This window comes from Pelomonas caseinilytica (assembly GCF_021353235.1).
GTDB classification, from domain to species: Bacteria; Pseudomonadota; Gammaproteobacteria; order Burkholderiales; family Burkholderiaceae_C; genus Pelomonas; species Pelomonas caseinilytica.
In genome coordinates this window covers 481782-495326 of sequence record NZ_JAJTWT010000002.1, presented here as the reverse complement: position 1 = coordinate 495326, position 13545 = coordinate 481782, and the positions used below count along the sequence as shown (strand labels likewise).

Genomic DNA, 13545 nt, shown 5'->3' with positions numbered 1-13545 from the left:
CCTAGAACAGATCGATGGAGCCGCCGCTGCTGGCCACCGGCTGCACCTTTTGGATGGCCGCCCGGTCCTGCTGGACCAGGGCTTCGGTATTCGTGGGCGCGAGGCGCTTGACCATCGCCTTGCCGCTGGCCGGCAGGAAGCAGACCTTGCGCGGGTACACGTCCATCACGTCCTTGGACACGATGGGAATGCGCTCGAGCTTCAGGTAGTCGATGACGAAGTTGGTGTTGCGCTCGCCGACGTTGAGGGAGTTCATGCCCGAGATGACGGCGCCGCCGCCGAAGATCTTGGCTTCCATGCGGGCCTTGCTGGCGCCGCGCTTCATCATTTCGTTGATCAGCAGTTCCATCGCAAAGGAGCCGTAGCGGCCCGAGTCGCCGTTGCCCTCGGGCAGCATGAAGTGGTTCATGCCACCGACGCGGGCCACGCGGTCCCACAGGCAGGCGGCGATGCAGGAGCCCAGCGTCGTCATGACCAGCAGGTCCTCCGTGTCGACGAAGTACTCGCCCGGCAGGATCTTGACGGCGGCGTTCTTGAAGTGGGCGTCGTAGAAGAAGAAGGAGGCCTCGCCCTGCTTGCGGGGCTGGGCCTTGAGCTGGTTGACCTTGGCCAGCGCGGCGGGGTTGCCAAGGGTGGACGCCGAAGCGAGGGGCGTGCTCATGATCAGACCCGTTCGTAGATGGTTTTGCCGCGGAGCTTGAACAGGTCGCGCGATTCGGTGAAGTTCTCGGAGTGGCCGACGAAGAGCAGGCCGCCCGGCCGCATGACGCGATGGATGCGCTCCAGCACCTTGCGCTGGGTGGGTGCATCGAAATAGATCATCACGTTGCGGCAGAACACCATGTGGAAAGGGTCGCCGAGCTGCCACTGGGTATCCATCAGGTTCAGCGGCCGGAAGTCGACCCAGCGCTGGAGCTCCGGCTTGACGCGGATCTTGCCCGCGTTGGCGCCCGTGCCGCGCATGAAGAAGTTCTTCAGCCGCGTGGCGTCCAGCCCGCGGGCGTCGGCGTTGTAGACCCCGCGCTTGGCCGTGGCCAGCACGTTGGTGTCGATGTCGCTGGCCACGAGCTGCACCGACGCGCCTGGCCCCAGGGCCTCGCTGCAGGTCATGAGGATGGAGTAGGGCTCCTCGCCGGTCGAGGCCGCGCAGCACCAGATGCGCACGGGCTTGCCGACGAAGGGCTTGAGGTCTTCCTTCAGCGCCTGGAAGTGGTGATCCTCGCGGAAGAAGGAGGTCAGGTTGGTCGTCAGGCAGTTGACGAATTCCTGCCACTCCGCCGCGCCGGAAGCGCCGGTGGAGGCTTCCAGCCACTGCAGGTAGTTCGCAAAGCTCTTGTGGCCGGTCTCGCGCAGGCGGCGCGACAGCCGGCTGTAGACCATCGCATGCTTGCCGTCGTGCAGGCTGATGCCGGCGTGCTTGTAGATCAGCTCGCGCACGCGATCGAAGTCCGCCTTGCTGAAGCTGAACTCGTGATCGAGCGAATCCGTGCCGTGGGCGAGTTCGGGTGCGGGCATGTCGTGAGATCGAATTTGTGGGTGCTCGCAGCAGTTCTGGCGTGGCGCGCCGATTCTGCATCGCCGGGCCCTTGTACGGCCTCCGGCCCGGGCCAGGATAGTGCAAACAGCCCGCAGGAACGTGCCTGTTTCACGACCTGTGCGAGACAGGGCCGCTGCTAGACTGCCCGCAAACCACAATCCGTCACCCGCTCAGTCAGACCGCCCCTTTGGAACACAGCCTGTCCGACCCTGTGCTGATCGACGCCGCCGCGCTCGATCTGAACCAGGCCCTGCAATTGCTGCAGCAGGCCGGTGCCCTGCTTCCGGACGAGGCACCGCGCAGCGCCGCGTGGCTGCAGGCCGTGATCGCCGCGCTCTGCGACCTCTCCAGCAAGGATGCGCTGACCGGCCTGGCCAACCGCCGCAGCTTCGAGATGGCCCTGGCCCGCGAGGTCGACCGCGTCGCGCGGGCGGGCGAGGCGGCCCTGCTGCTGATGCTCGACATCGATCACTTCAAGGCCGTCAACGACACCTACGGCCACGGCGTGGGCGACCACGTCATCCGCGGCGTGGCCGCCACCATCGCCCAGACCGTGAGGCCCATGGACTTCGTCGCCCGCATCGGCGGCGAGGAGTTCGCCATCATCCTGCCCAGCTGCGCCACCCACGTCGGCCTGGCCGTGGCGGAGCGGGTGCGCGAGCGGGTGTCCGAACTCAGCATCGATCTCGGCGGCGGCCAGGTGCTCAAGGTCACCGTCAGCCTGGGAGGGGCCTTCGCGCCGCCCTGGGTGCGTTCATCACCGCTGCTGTGGACGGAGCGCGCCGACCGCCAGCTCTACCGCGCCAAGGCCGAGGGCCGCAACCGCGCCTGCCTCGAGCCGCAGATCGATTCGCTGGTCAGCGCCGAAGAGAAGGGCCTGCTGTTCGCTCCCTTGAATCCCGAAATGCAACAGGACACGCCATGAGCATGACCCCCGATCCTGCTGCTCCCGCCTCGTCGCCCGGCCAGCCGCCGCGCCAGCCGCGCACTGGTGCCCGCACCCTGGCCATCACGAGCGGCAAGGGCGGCGTCGGCAAGACCTTCGTCACCGCCAACCTCGCCGCGGCCCTGGCTGCGCGCGGCCTGAAGGTGCTGGTGCTGGATGCCGACCTCGGCCTCGCCAACCTCGACGTGGTGCTCAACCTGCACCCCAAGCTGACGCTGCACGACGTCTTCACCGAAAAGGCCACGCTGGAGCAGGCCATCCTGCCGGCCCCCGGCGGCTTCTCCGTGCTGCTGGCTGGCTCGGGCATGGTCGAGTACTCCCGCCTGACGCCCGAGGTGCGCGACAAGCTGCTGCACATCATCGACCTCGTCAAGCCGCGCTTCGACTGGGTGCTGCTCGACACCGGCGCCGGCATCTCCGACGTGGTGCTATACGCCATCTCGCTGGCCACGGACGTCCTCGTCGTCGCCACGCCCGAGCCCACCTCGCTGACCGACGCCTACGCTACCATCAAGGTGCTCGCCACACAGCAGGAGCGCCGCCAGGTGGGCCTGCTCGTCAACCAGGCCAACCGCGTCGGCGAAGGCAAGCTGATCTGCGGCCAGTTGCAGCAGGTGCTGCAGCGCTTCGTCGGCCAACAGCCCGGCCAGCCCTTCCGACTGGAGTTGATGGGCGAGGTCAAGGCCGACCCGGCCGTGCGCCAGGCCGTGCTCAAGCGCCAACTCGTGCTCGAGCACTACCCAGGCTGCGACGCGGCCCAGGCCATCAAGGCGCTGGCCGCCAAGCTCCTTGGCTGACACCCCCGCGACGGCCTTCGACTGGCTGGGTGGCGAGGTGCGCGTGCGCGAGCTCGTCGACCGCTTCTACGACCTGATGGACCTGGAGCCCGCCTATGCGCGGCTTCGCGCCGCCCATGGCGCCTCGCTCGAGTCGGCCCGCGACAAGCTCTTCTGGTTCCTGTGCGGCTGGCTGGGCGGCCCCGACCACTACGTCAGCCGCTTCGGTCACCCGCGGCTGCGGGCGCGCCATTTGCCCTTTCGCATCGGCATCGTCGAGCGCGACGAGTGGCTGGCCTGCATGGCGCAGGCGATGCAGGAGACGGGGGTGGACCCGGCGCTGCAGGCGCGCCTGGCCGAGTCCTTCGCGGGCACGGCCGACTGGATGCGCAACGTCGGCGGCTAGCAGCCCCGGCCGCCGTGGCGGCAAGATGTAACGTCGTTTGCGAGCGGAATCTGCTCACGTAGCATGGCGTCGATGAGCCCTGCTGCCGACCCGCCCGATGTCCTGGTCGTCGACGACAACCCCGACGCCGCCGAGGTGCTCGCCCTGTTGATCGGCACGGAGGGCTTCAGCACCGCGACGGCGCATGGCGTGGCGCAGGCGCGCGAACAGATCGCCCGGCAGCGACCGCGCATGATCTTCCTGGACCTTCACCTGCCCGACGGCAGCGGCATGGAGCTGCTGGCCGAACTGAAGGCCGACCAGCTGAGCGCGGGCATCGAAGTCGTCGTGCTCAGCGGGCTGATGGAGGATGCGCTCAAGGAGCAGGCCCATCTGCTGGGTGCCTCGGCCTTCCTGCTCAAGCCGCTCGACCCCGAGCAGCTCACGGCCCTGCTGACCCGGGCGCGCTAGCGTCGCACGTCGGACGTCGGCCTGCCGGAGATGGATGGCCTGTCGCTGGTTCGCACCCTCCGCCGCCAGCCGCGCAACGCCAAGCTACCGGCGGTGGCGCTGACCGCCTTCGCCATGCTGTCCGACCGGCAGGCCGGCCTGGCCGCGGGCTTCCAGCGCTACGTCGCCAAGCCCATCGACATCCGCGAGCTGGGCGACGCCGCCCGCGGTGCCCTGCGCATGCCCGTCGACCTGGGCCGCGCAGGCGCCTGACTCACTCCAGCCGGAAGGCGAAGTCCTGCTGGAACATGGCGTCGCCCTGGCATTGGTAGCCGGCCAGGGCCGACTCCACCGAGCGCTGCAGGGCGCGTCGCGACCTCGCGTCAAGCGCGCCCTGGGCCACGCGGAATTCGCTGGCCACGACGCGCCCGCCGCGCACGGTAGCCAGCACCTGCAGCACGGCCTCGCCGCTCCAGTTGACCGAAGGCACCTCGGGCCGCGGCATCACCGAGCAGACGGCGCCCGGCGCGGCGATGCGCGGCCCTTCGGCGGCCTGGGGCTGCACCTGGGCGGCGCGGGTCGGCCCGGTCGACGGGGGCGGCGTGTCGGCGGTCAGCGGCGTGGTGGTGACGCTGTTGGCCGCCGTCGGCTCGATGAGGATGGGCGGCACCGGCACCTGGATGGGTTGGGGCACGTTCAGCACGGGTTTGTCGGCCTTGAACGGTTCCGGCAGGCGTGGCGGCTCCTTCGGCACCTCGGGAATCGGCGGCAGCAGGATGGTCGCCTCGTGCGGCTTGCCCGGCGGCTTGATCAGGCCGGCGCTGAGCGCATAGATGCCCGCGAGATGCAGGGCGACGACCAGGCCGATGCCCGCGTAGCGGGTGGGCGCAGGGGAAGGGCGGGACAGGTCCATGGGCTCTCCTCGAGGTGGGCTGGGGGAAACCGTCGTCGCGCGCCGTGGGCGGCTTTGGCCCAGGCTACTGCGGCCTAACGCCACCGGTCAATGGAGGTCCGTCCGCGTCGGCCGGGCGCCACGGCTGACCCTCCAGGCTAGGTCCGTCAGGGCGGTGTCAGGCCGTGCCGTTGAGCAACACGATGAGGGCGCCGGCGCCGCCTTCGCTGGCCCGGGCCTGTACGAAGGCCAGCACCTCGTGCTTCTGCACCAGCCAGCGCCTCACGCGGCCCTTGAGGACCGGTTCGCGGCCCGGCGAGCCATGCCCCTTGCCATGCACGACGCGCACGCAGCGCAGGCCGCGGCGGGCGCTGTCGTGGATGAACTGGCCCAGGGCCTCGCGCGCGGCGTCGCGCCGCAGGCCGTGCAGGTCGAGCTGGCCCTGCAGCGCCCAGTGGCCGCGGCGCAGCTTGCGCACGACCTCCAGGCCGATGCCCTCGCGGCGGAAGGAGAGGGTCTCGTCGGTGTCGAGCAGGCTGTCGATGTCGATCTCGTCGGACAAGGCCTGCAACAGCACGGCGCGCTCGTCGGCCTCGCGCTGGCGCGGCTCGGGCGTGGGTTGCTCGCGGTCGTGGATGACGCGGTCGACGCGGCGCAGCGGCGTCACCGGGCCGACCGTCAGCTCGAAGACCCGCCTCTCCTGCTCGGCCAGCCGCATGGCCGCGGCCAGGCGCTCGCGCTCGATCTCCGCGGCCAGGCGCGCCGAGGCCAGCTCGCGCGCCAGCGGCTTGAGGTCGGACAGGCTGCGCACCACCTTGGTCACAGCAGTCCCCGCTCGGCGAACGAGACCACCTCGCCGGCGCCGACGACGAAGTGGTCCACGACCTTCACGTCCACCAGCGCCAGCGCCTGCCCGAGGTGGCGGGTCAGCGATTCGTCGGCGCGCGAGGGTTCGGCGTGGCCGCTCGGATGGTTGTGCGCCAGGATGACCGAGCCCGCACCGAGGGCCAGGGCCCGCTTGACGATCTCCCGCGGATGCACGGTCGTCTGCGTGAGCGAGCCGTGGAAGAGCGTCTCCATCGCGATCAGCCGCAACTGCGAGTCCAGGAAGAGCACGGCGAAGACCTCCTGGCCGAGGCTGCCCAGGTGCAGGCGCAGATAGGCCTTGACGGTGTCGACGTGGTTCATGGCCGGCTTCTCGGCCAGGCGCTGGGCGAGCGAGCGGCGCGCGATCTCCAGCACGGCCGCGATCTCGGCCCGCTTGGCCGGGCCCAGGCCCTTGATCTTGGCGAGGTCCTGCACGCCCGCCGCCAGCAGGCCGGCCCAGCCGCCGAAGCGGTCGAGCAGGCTCTGCGCCAGCTGCAGGACGGGCAGGCCCTGCATGCCGGTGCGCAGCAGCAGGGCGAGCAGTTCGGCGTCGGCCAGCGCCTGCGGGCCGCGGGCAAGCAGCTTCTCGCGCGGGCGAGCGTCCGGGGGCAGGTGGGTCAGCGACATAAAATCCGCCCCCAGTCTAGCCAAGCGTTTGTCGTCCCCTCGCATGAACCCCATCCAGGCCGGGTCCTTCCTGACCTTGCATTACCGGCTCACGGGCCCGGACGGTGCCGACATCGTCAACACCTTCGGCGCCTTGCCGGCCACCCTGTCCCTGGGCGCCGGCCAGCTGTCGCCCGCCATCGAGGCGCGGCTCGTCGGCCTGCCCGAAGGCGCTCACGAGCGCTTCGAGCTGGCCCCCGGAGAGGCCTTCGGCGATCGCAATCCCGAGCTGCTGCAGCGCGTGAAGCTCACGCTGCTGCGCCAGCTCGGCGACCCGGACGAGGTCTACCACGTCGGCGACGTGGTGCAGTTCCCCGGCCCGGACGGGCAGGGCGGCTATGCCGGCGTGGTGCGCGAGCTCGGCGAGGAGTCGCTGCTGTTCGACTTCAACCACCCGCTGGCCGGCCAGCCGGTGAGCTTCGAAGTCCAGGTCATCGGGGTGCTGTGATGAACGAGATCGTGCATCCCCAGGAAGTGCTGCTGGCCGAGCCGCGCGGCTTCTGCGCCGGCGTGGACCGGGCCATCGAGATCGTCGAGCGCGCGCTCGTGAAGTTCGGCGCGCCCATCTACGTGCGCCACGAGATCGTCCACAACACCTACGTCGTCAACGACCTCAAGTCGCGCGGGGCCATCTTCATCGAGGAGTTGTCCGAGGTGCCGGCCGGTGCGACGCTGGTCTTCAGCGCCCATGGCGTCAGCCAGGAGGTCAGGCGCGAGGCGGCGGCCCGCGGCTTCAACGTCTTCGACGCGACCTGCCCGCTGGTGACCAAGGTGCACGTCGAGGTGGCCAAGCTGCACCGCGAAGGCTACGAGTTCATCATGATCGGCCACAAGGGCCACCCCGAGGTCGAGGGCACGATGGGCCAGCTCACCGAGGGCATCTACCTCGTCGAGGACGTGGCCGACGTCGCCAAGGTCCGCGTGCGCGACCCGGCGCGGCTGGCCGTCGTCACGCAAACGACGCTGAGCGTGGACGACGCCGCCGACATCCTCGCCGAGGTCAAGCGCGTGTTCCCCCAGGTGCGCGAGCCCAAGAAGCAGGACATCTGCTACGCCACGCAGAACCGCCAGGACGCGGTCAAGCTGCTCGCTCCCCAGGTCGACATCGTCATCGTCGTCGGCAGCCCCACCAGCTCCAACAGCAACCGCCTGCGCGAGCTCGCGGAGCGGCTCGGCACGCCGGGCTACATGGTCGATGCCGCGGAAGACCTGCGCGCCGAATGGCTGCAGAACCGCTCGCGGGTCGGCCTCACTGCCGGGGCCTCGGCCCCGGACGTGCTGGTGCAGGCCGTCATCGACCGCCTGCGTGCCCTCGGCGCGACCACCGTGCGCAGCCTGCCGGGCGTGGAGGAGCATGTGCGCTTCCCTCTGCCCCTGGGCCTGGGCGACAAGTCCATGGCCGAGGTGAGCGCCTCCCGATCTTGAAGCCGGCGCACCCAGCCTGCGGCGGCGCCTGACATCGGCGCCGCTTTCGTCTGTCGAATTCCGAAGGACATCCATGCTCGACATCACCCAGCTGCGCAAGGACCTCGACGCCGTCATCGAGCGCCTGAACGCACGCAAGAACCCGCAACCCTTCCTCGACGTCGACCGCTTCAAGGCGCTCGAGGCCGAACGCAAGGCCGTCCAGACCCGCACCGAGGAACTGCAGGCGCGCCGCAACAGCCTGTCCAAGCAGATCGGCATGGCCAAGGGCAAAGGCGAGGACGCCTCCGCGCTGATGGCCGAGGTCGGCGGCATCGCCGACGAACTCAAGGCCGGTGCCGAGCGGCTGGATGCCATCCAGGCCGATCTCAACGAGATGCTGATGGGCGTGCCCAACCTGCCCGACGCCAGCGTGCCCGCGGGCGCCGACGAACATGGCAACGTCGAGGTGCGCCGCTGGGGCCAGCCGCGTCAGTTCGATTTCGAGGTCAGGGACCACGTCGACCTCGGCGCTCCGCTGGGCCTGGATTTCGAGACCGGCGCGCGGCTCTCGGGCTCGCGCTTCAGCTTCCTCAAGGGGCCGGTCGCCCGCCTGCATCGCGCCCTCGCGCAGTTCATGCTCGACGTGCAGACGACCGAGCACGGCTACACCGAGTGCTACACGCCCTACATCGTCAACCGCGAGATCCTCGAAGGCACGGGCCAGCTGCCCAAGTTCAAGGAGGACATGTTCTGGGTGTTGCGCGGCGGTGATGCCGAGCATCCCGAGCAGTACCTGATCTCGACCTCGGAGATCTCGCTGACCAACACCGTGCGCGACAGCGTGCTCAAGGCGGAGGACCTGCCCGTCAAGCTCACGGCCCACAGCCCCTGCTTCCGCTCCGAAGCCGGCTCGGCGGGCCGCGACACGCGCGGCATGATCCGCCAGCACCAGTTCGACAAGGTCGAGATGGTGCGCATCGAGCAGCCCGAGCACAGCATGGCCGCGCTCGAGGAGATGACGCTGCACGCCGAGGCCATCCTGCGCAAGCTCGGCCTGCCTTACCGCACCATGCTGCTGTGCACGGGCGACATGGGCTTCGGCGCCACCAAGACCTACGACCTGGAGGTGTGGCTGCCGGCGCAGGACACCTACCGCGAGATCAGCTCCTGCTCGAACATGGGCGCCTTCCAGGCCCGCCGCATGCAGGCGCGCTTCAAGAACGCCCAGGGCAAGAACGAGCTGGTACACACCCTCAACGGCTCCGGCCTGGCGGTCGGCCGCACGCTGGTGGCGGTGCTCGAGAACTACCAGAACGCCGACGGCAGCATCACCGTGCCCGAGGCACTGCGGCCCTACATGGGCGGCGTGGAGGTGCTGCGCGCCTGACCGGTTGGCGGGCCAGAATTTCCGGCTACAATGCCGGGCTTCGCTCGCACCGAATCAGGAGAGGTGGCAGAGTGGTCGAATGTACCTGACTCGAAATCAGGCGTACGGTATCCCCGTACCGAGGGTTCGAATCCCTCCCTCTCCGCCAAGACAAGCCCGCCGGTTACCCCGGCGGGCTTTTTCTTTGATGCGCCGTCAACCTCGTTGCAGCCACGCCCGCGGGGACTGGCCCGTCTGCTGCGTGAAGCGCCGGCTCAGGGCCGACGGGTTGGCATAGCCGAGCTCGGCGGCCAGGACCTTGAGCGGCTTGCCCGCGCGAAGCTCGCCCCGTGCGATGGCCAGCCGCCATTGCGAGAGGTAGTCGGCCGGCGTCTGGCCGACCGCCTCCTTGAAGGCGAGGGCGAAGCGGCTGCGGGACATGCCGGCCTCCGCCGCCATCTGCGCCAGGCTCCAGGGGGCGCCCGGAAGCGAGTGCATGGCGGTGAGCGAGCGGGCGAGCCGCGGGTCGGCCAGGCCACGCAGCAGCCCGAGGGGCAGTGCCGCGTCGCGCTGGTCGAGCATCCATCGCAGCAGTTGCAGCAGCAGCACCTCGAAGAGACGATCTGCGAGCAGACGCTGACCGCAGCGCACCCGCTCCGCTTCTGCGAACAGCAACTGCAGCGTCGCCGCGATGCCGTCGACGCGGGCCAGCGGCAGCACAACCAGCGGGGGCAGGGCCAGCACGAGGGGATGGGCCTCGCCGGCGTCGAAGTCCAGGGTCGCGCAGACGAAGTCCGAGCCTTCGGCGGGCGCGTTGTGGAAGTCGTGGGCCAGGGGCCGCGGGTAGAAGACCAGGCTGGGCTCGGTCACCGACAGCCGCTGCACGAGGCCGCTGTCCGCCTCGTGGCGGATCTCCATCTCGCCGCGCCGCATGACGTGCAGGAAGCCGCGGCCGGGGTGGGCGTCGAAGTGGGTGACGCCGCACAGCGGCCCGGCGTGGAAGAGGCTGGCCCGCACGCGGAAGCGCTCGAACAGCGGGCTGAGTCGGTCGAGAGGGATGTCGGCAGGCACGGGACGAATGGATGTTTTTCTGAGACGGGATGGTACCTATCGTCCCGCGTCGGCGGCGACAGTGGAGGCCTTCATCCACTGCAACCGAAAGGTGATCCATGACCTCCCGAGTCCCTCTCGTTTCCGGCAACGACACGCCCGCCGCCAGCCGCGCCTTGCTCGACGCCGTCAACGGCGCCTTCGGCGCCACGCCCAACATGTTCCGTGCCGTGGCCAATTCGCCGGCCGCGTTGCAGGCGATGTGGGGCTTCTTCGGCGCGTTGGGCGGCGGCACCATCCCGCCCAAGCTGGGCGAGCAGATCGCCGTGGCCGTGGCGGACCGCAACGCCTGCGAGTACTGCCTGGCCGCCCACACCGCGCTGGGCCGCAAGGCCGGCGCGACGCCGGCCGAGATGAGTGCGGCGCAGGGCGGCGAGTCGGCCGACCCCGCGACTGCAGCGGCGCTGCGCTTCGCGCTGAAGCTGGTCGAGCAGCGCGGCCAGGTGGCGGACTCCGACGTGGCGGCGCTGCGTGCCGCGGGCTTCAGCGACGGCCAGGTCGTCGAGATCCTGGCGCACGTGGCGCTGAACCTGTTCACCAACTACGTGAACGTGGCGTTCGCCGTGCCGGTCGATTTCCCCGGCGTGAAGCTGCGCTCGGCAGCTTGAAGCCCGGGGTGGTGCAGCGATGATGGCGACCATGACCAAGACCGCCCTGGCGTTGCGCCACCTCGCCTTCGAAGACCTCGGGCTCATCGCGCCGCGGCTGTCGGCGCGGGGCCTGGAGGTGCGCTATCACGACGCCGGCGTCGACGACTTCCGTGCCGTCGACCTTGACGGAGTGGACCTGCTCATCGTGCTCGGCGGGCCGATCGGCGCGGAGGACGAGGCGCGCTTCCCCTGGCTCGCCGACGAACTGGCGCTCATCCGCCGCCGGCTCGACAGCGGGCGGCCCTTGCTGGGCCTGTGCCTGGGCGCGCAGCTCATGGCCCGGGCGCTGGGCGCGCGAGTGAAACCCATGGGAGTCAAGGAGATCGGCTTGTCGCCGGTCAGGCTGACAGAGGCGGGCAGGGCGTGCGTGCTGGCCGAACTCGGTGACCAGGCGGTGCTGCACTGGCATGGCGACCGGTTCGAGCTGCCGGCCGGGCTGGCCTCGCTCGCCTGGACGCCCACCTGCGACCACCAGGCCTTTGCGCCGCACGCCAGGGCGCTCGGCCTGCAATTCCATCCCGAGGTCGACCCCTCGCGTTTCGAGCAGTGGCTGGTGGGCCATGCGGGCGAATTGGAGCAGGCCGGCCTCTCGCCGGTTGACCTGCGCGCGGCGATGGCGCGCGAGTCCGATGGCTTGCGTGCCGCCCTCGGGCGGCTCATGGACCGATGGTTAGACCAGGCCCTGCTTTGACGCCAGCACGGCCGCCTCGGCGCGGCTGGACACGTTGAGCTTCTTGTAGATGCTCTTGATGTGGTCGTTGACGGTGAACCACTTGATGCCCATCAGGTTCGCGATCTCCTTGATCGTGAAGCCCTTGCTGAGGTAGGTCAGGACTTCGCTTTCGCGGGGCGTCAGGCGCTCCCATTCGGGCGGCGGGTCCAGCGCGACGCTGCGGCTGTTGCTGAAGGGCGCGTGCGAGGAGGACAACGAACCGAAGCCGGAGTTCAGCGGCATGGTGCCGCTGTCGCTGGAGGCGGGCCGGAAATGGGTCAACAGGCGGCGCGCGATGGCGGGCGACAGCGGAGGCTGGCCGCGCACGATGCGTTGCAGCTCTTCCACCAGGACCTCGAAGCGGTCCTCCTTCAGCAGGTAGCCGTCGGCGCCGCATTGCAGGGCGGGGAAGAGGTGGTCGTCGTCGGAGTAGAGGGTCGTGACGATCTTGATGGCCGTGGAGCCGGTGAGTTCGGTGAGGAACTCCATGCCATTGCCGTCAGGCAGCTCCAGGTCGACGAGGATGAGCTTGAAGCCTGCGTCGGGCGCGTTCGCGAACTTCGCAACTTGGCGGCGTGCGTTCTCGAGGTCGCCGACCTCGGTGATCTCCAGGGCATCGCTGAAGCTCTCTCGTACCACGCGGCACAGGAAGCTGCGGGCGACGGGGTTGTCTTCGATGATCAGGACTTTGACGGTCATGGCGATGCAAGGCGGCGGGGGGACGACTCGATCGCCGAATGTAGCCCATCGCCCTCGAAACACGCAGCGAGAACGCGGGGGCGACGCCCCCGTTTCAGGCTTCAAGCGACGGTAAGAACCACCTTGCCGACGACCTCGCGAGCCGCCATGCGCGCGAAGGCGACGGGCAGTTGCTCCATGGGCAGGACGCGGTCCAGCACCGGCTTGATCTTGCCCGCGGCATACCAGGCGGCCAGTTCGGCCAGCATGCGCGCATTGCGCGCTGGCTCCCGTTTGGCGAATTCACCCCAGAACACGCCGACGAGCGACGCGCCCTTGAGCAGGGCCAGGTTCAGCGGCAGGGCGGGGATGGCACCCTGGGCGAAGCCGATGACGAGGTAGCGACCACGCCAGGCGATGGAGCGGAAGGCCGGCTCGGCCAGATCGCCGCCGACGGGGTCATAAATGACGTCCGGCCCTTTGCCCTGCGTAAGGGCCTTCAGCTCGTCGCGCAGGTTGCCGCTGGCGTAGTTGATGGTGGCGTCGGCGCCGAGGGCTTTGCAGGCTTCACACTTGGCATCGCTGCCCGCCGCGGCGATGACGCGGGCGCCGGCCGCCTTGGCGATCTGCAGCGCCGCAGTGCCCACGCCGCCGGCTGCGCCGAGGATGAGGACGGTCTCGCCCGGCTGCAGGGCGCCGCGGTCCATCAGGGCGTGGTGGCTGGTGGCATAGGTGCAGATGAAGGCGGCGGCGTCTTCGAAACCGAAGCCCTCGGGCAGGGGCATGGCGAGCTGGGCCGGTATGCACACCTCGGTGGCGAAGCCGCCCAGGCCGCCGAAGGCGGCGATGCGCTGGCCGATGGCGAAGCCCTTGACGCCTTCGCCGACCTCGGTGACGACGCCCGAGAACTCCGTGCCGGGCACGAAGGGCAGGGGCGGCTTCATCTGGTACTTGTTCTGGACGATGAGCAGGTCCGGGAAGTTCAGGCTCGCGGCCTTGATCTGCACGCGGATCTGCCCGGCCGCCAGGGCCGGGGCGGGCAGTTCGCGCCATTGCAGCGCCTCGACGCCTACCGGGTTGTCACAGACCCATGCCTTCATCAT

18 protein-coding genes and 1 tRNA gene are annotated in these 13545 nt (G+C 69.6%); 11 read left to right on the top strand and 8 right to left on the bottom strand.

The window, feature by feature from the left end; translation table 11 throughout:
• Position 1 precedes the first annotated feature (1 nt).
• Together cheD and LXT12_RS06050 are read right to left on the bottom strand one after the other, a co-directional pair.
• Entirely contained in the window at positions 2 to 661 is a 660-nt protein-coding gene (gene cheD, locus LXT12_RS06055; protein WP_233390443.1) for a chemoreceptor glutamine deamidase CheD, read from the bottom strand.
• A gap of 2 nt (positions 662 to 663) precedes the next feature.
• Positions 664 to 1515 carry a CheR family methyltransferase gene (locus tag LXT12_RS06050; RefSeq protein ID WP_233390441.1) on the bottom strand — a complete coding sequence of 284 codons (852 nt, stop codon included), beginning with the start codon at positions 1513 to 1515 and terminating at the stop codon, positions 664 to 666.
• A gap of 209 nt (positions 1516 to 1724) precedes the next feature.
• On the opposite strand from LXT12_RS06050, the gene LXT12_RS06045 reads away from it, so the two are divergent.
• The 5 genes from LXT12_RS06045 (at position 1725) to LXT12_RS06025 (ending at position 4367) form a co-directional block, all read left to right on the top strand.
• Positions 1725 to 2462 carry a GGDEF domain-containing protein gene (locus tag LXT12_RS06045; RefSeq protein WP_233390440.1) on the top strand — a complete coding sequence of 246 codons (738 nt, stop codon included), beginning with the start codon at positions 1725 to 1727 and terminating at the stop codon, positions 2460 to 2462.
• Between the two features lie 2 nt (positions 2463 to 2464).
• A complete protein-coding gene (locus LXT12_RS06040) occupies positions 2465 to 3280 on the top strand; it encodes a MinD/ParA family protein (RefSeq protein WP_233390813.1) in 816 nt (271 codons plus the stop codon).
• Entirely contained in the window at positions 3273 to 3665 is a 393-nt protein-coding gene (locus LXT12_RS06035; protein WP_233390438.1) for a group II truncated hemoglobin, read from the top strand. The genes LXT12_RS06040 and LXT12_RS06035 overlap by 8 nt, the downstream gene beginning before the upstream one ends.
• A 72-nt stretch (positions 3666 to 3737) precedes the next feature.
• Complete coding sequence (locus LXT12_RS06030) at positions 3738 to 4115, top strand: response regulator (RefSeq protein ID WP_233390436.1); 378 nt, start codon at positions 3738 to 3740, stop codon at positions 4113 to 4115.
• Between the two features lie 21 nt (positions 4116 to 4136).
• On the top strand, positions 4137 to 4367 hold the full coding sequence (locus LXT12_RS06025; RefSeq protein ID WP_255763510.1) for a response regulator: 231 nt from the start codon (positions 4137 to 4139) through the stop codon (positions 4365 to 4367).
• A 1-nt stretch (position 4368) separates the two neighbouring features.
• On the opposite strand, the gene LXT12_RS06020 is transcribed toward LXT12_RS06025, so the two are convergent.
• The 3 genes from LXT12_RS06020 to radC all read right to left on the bottom strand — a co-directional run bounded on the left by LXT12_RS06020 (position 4369) and on the right by radC (position 6480).
• A complete protein-coding gene (locus LXT12_RS06020; RefSeq protein WP_233390431.1) occupies positions 4369 to 5007 on the bottom strand; it encodes a hypothetical protein in 639 nt (212 codons plus the stop codon).
• Positions 5008 to 5164: 157 nt separating this feature from the next.
• Positions 5165 to 5809, bottom strand: a complete 645-nt coding sequence (locus LXT12_RS06015) for a Smr/MutS family protein (RefSeq protein WP_233390429.1) — start codon at positions 5807 to 5809, stop codon at positions 5165 to 5167.
• Positions 5806 to 6480 carry a RadC family protein gene (gene radC, locus LXT12_RS06010; protein ID WP_233390427.1) on the bottom strand — a complete coding sequence of 225 codons (675 nt, stop codon included), beginning with the start codon at positions 6478 to 6480 and terminating at the stop codon, positions 5806 to 5808. The genes LXT12_RS06015 and radC overlap by 4 nt, the downstream gene beginning before the upstream one ends.
• Positions 6481 to 6523: 43 nt before the next feature.
• Between radC and LXT12_RS06005 the strand changes: the two genes are divergently transcribed.
• The 4 genes from LXT12_RS06005 to LXT12_RS05990 all read left to right on the top strand — a co-directional run bounded on the left by LXT12_RS06005 (position 6524) and on the right by LXT12_RS05990 (position 9461).
• Complete coding sequence (locus LXT12_RS06005) at positions 6524 to 6967, top strand: FKBP-type peptidyl-prolyl cis-trans isomerase (RefSeq protein WP_233390425.1); 444 nt, start codon at positions 6524 to 6526, stop codon at positions 6965 to 6967.
• The gene (ispH, locus tag LXT12_RS06000) at positions 6967 to 7944 is read left to right on the top strand and encodes a 4-hydroxy-3-methylbut-2-enyl diphosphate reductase (protein ID WP_233390423.1); all 978 of its coding nucleotides are present in this window, start codon (positions 6967 to 6969) and stop codon (positions 7942 to 7944) included. The genes LXT12_RS06005 and ispH overlap by 1 nt, the downstream gene beginning before the upstream one ends.
• A 73-nt stretch (positions 7945 to 8017) precedes the next feature.
• Positions 8018 to 9313 (top strand): serine--tRNA ligase, encoded by a 1296-nt coding sequence (gene serS / locus LXT12_RS05995; protein WP_233390421.1) that lies wholly within the window; start codon positions 8018 to 8020, stop codon positions 9311 to 9313.
• A gap of 57 nt (positions 9314 to 9370) precedes the next feature.
• Positions 9371 to 9461: transfer RNA gene (locus LXT12_RS05990), tRNA-Ser, on the top strand.
• Positions 9462 to 9508: 47 nt separating this feature from the next.
• On the opposite strand, the gene LXT12_RS05985 is transcribed toward LXT12_RS05990, so the two are convergent.
• Positions 9509 to 10363, bottom strand: a complete 855-nt coding sequence (locus LXT12_RS05985) for an AraC family transcriptional regulator (RefSeq protein WP_233390419.1) — start codon at positions 10361 to 10363, stop codon at positions 9509 to 9511.
• Positions 10364 to 10461: 98 nt separating this feature from the next.
• On the opposite strand from LXT12_RS05985, the gene LXT12_RS05980 reads away from it, so the two are divergent.
• Complete coding sequence (locus LXT12_RS05980) at positions 10462 to 11010, top strand: carboxymuconolactone decarboxylase family protein (RefSeq protein WP_233390417.1); 549 nt, start codon at positions 10462 to 10464, stop codon at positions 11008 to 11010.
• Between the two features lie 31 nt (positions 11011 to 11041).
• Entirely contained in the window at positions 11042 to 11743 is a 702-nt protein-coding gene (locus LXT12_RS05975) for a glutamine amidotransferase (protein WP_233390415.1), read from the top strand.
• Here LXT12_RS05975 and LXT12_RS05970 read toward each other — a convergent pair.
• Positions 11723 to 12463 carry a LuxR C-terminal-related transcriptional regulator gene (locus LXT12_RS05970; protein ID WP_233390413.1) on the bottom strand — a complete coding sequence of 247 codons (741 nt, stop codon included), beginning with the start codon at positions 12461 to 12463 and terminating at the stop codon, positions 11723 to 11725. The two genes, LXT12_RS05975 and LXT12_RS05970, sit on opposite strands and share 21 nt — an antisense overlap.
• A 101-nt stretch (positions 12464 to 12564) precedes the next feature.
• Positions 12565 to 13542, bottom strand: coding sequence for an NADPH:quinone oxidoreductase family protein (locus LXT12_RS05965; protein WP_233390812.1), 978 nt, complete (start codon positions 13540 to 13542; stop codon positions 12565 to 12567).
• Positions 13543 to 13545: the final 3 nt, after the last annotated feature.

Excerpts from the sequence above, each read along its gene's own strand:
- cheD (WP_233390443.1), bottom strand. The coding sequence starts at position 661 with ATGAGCACGCCCCTCGCTTCGGCGTCCACCCTTGGCAACCCCGCCGCG.
- LXT12_RS06050 (WP_233390441.1), bottom strand. The coding sequence starts at position 1,515 with ATGCCCGCACCCGAACTCGCCCACGGCACGGATTCGCTCGATCACGAG.
- LXT12_RS06040 (WP_233390813.1), top strand. The coding sequence starts at position 2,465 with ATGACCCCCGATCCTGCTGCTCCCGCCTCGTCGCCCGGCCAGCCGCCG.
- LXT12_RS06030 (WP_233390436.1), top strand. The coding sequence starts at position 3,738 with ATGAGCCCTGCTGCCGACCCGCCCGATGTCCTGGTCGTCGACGACAAC.
- LXT12_RS06020 (WP_233390431.1), bottom strand. The coding sequence starts at position 5,007 with ATGGACCTGTCCCGCCCTTCCCCTGCGCCCACCCGCTACGCGGGCATC.
- radC (WP_233390427.1), bottom strand. The coding sequence starts at position 6,480 with ATGTCGCTGACCCACCTGCCCCCGGACGCTCGCCCGCGCGAGAAGCTG.
- LXT12_RS06005 (WP_233390425.1), top strand. The coding sequence starts at position 6,524 with ATGAACCCCATCCAGGCCGGGTCCTTCCTGACCTTGCATTACCGGCTC.
- ispH (WP_233390423.1), top strand. The coding sequence starts at position 6,967 with ATGAACGAGATCGTGCATCCCCAGGAAGTGCTGCTGGCCGAGCCGCGC.
- serS (WP_233390421.1), top strand. The coding sequence starts at position 8,018 with ATGCTCGACATCACCCAGCTGCGCAAGGACCTCGACGCCGTCATCGAG.
- LXT12_RS05980 (WP_233390417.1), top strand. The coding sequence starts at position 10,462 with ATGACCTCCCGAGTCCCTCTCGTTTCCGGCAACGACACGCCCGCCGCC.
- LXT12_RS05975 (WP_233390415.1), top strand. The coding sequence starts at position 11,042 with ATGACCAAGACCGCCCTGGCGTTGCGCCACCTCGCCTTCGAAGACCTC.
- LXT12_RS05970 (WP_233390413.1), bottom strand. The coding sequence starts at position 12,463 with ATGACCGTCAAAGTCCTGATCATCGAAGACAACCCCGTCGCCCGCAGC.
- LXT12_RS05965 (WP_233390812.1), bottom strand. The coding sequence starts at position 13,542 with ATGAAGGCATGGGTCTGTGACAACCCGGTAGGCGTCGAGGCGCTGCAA.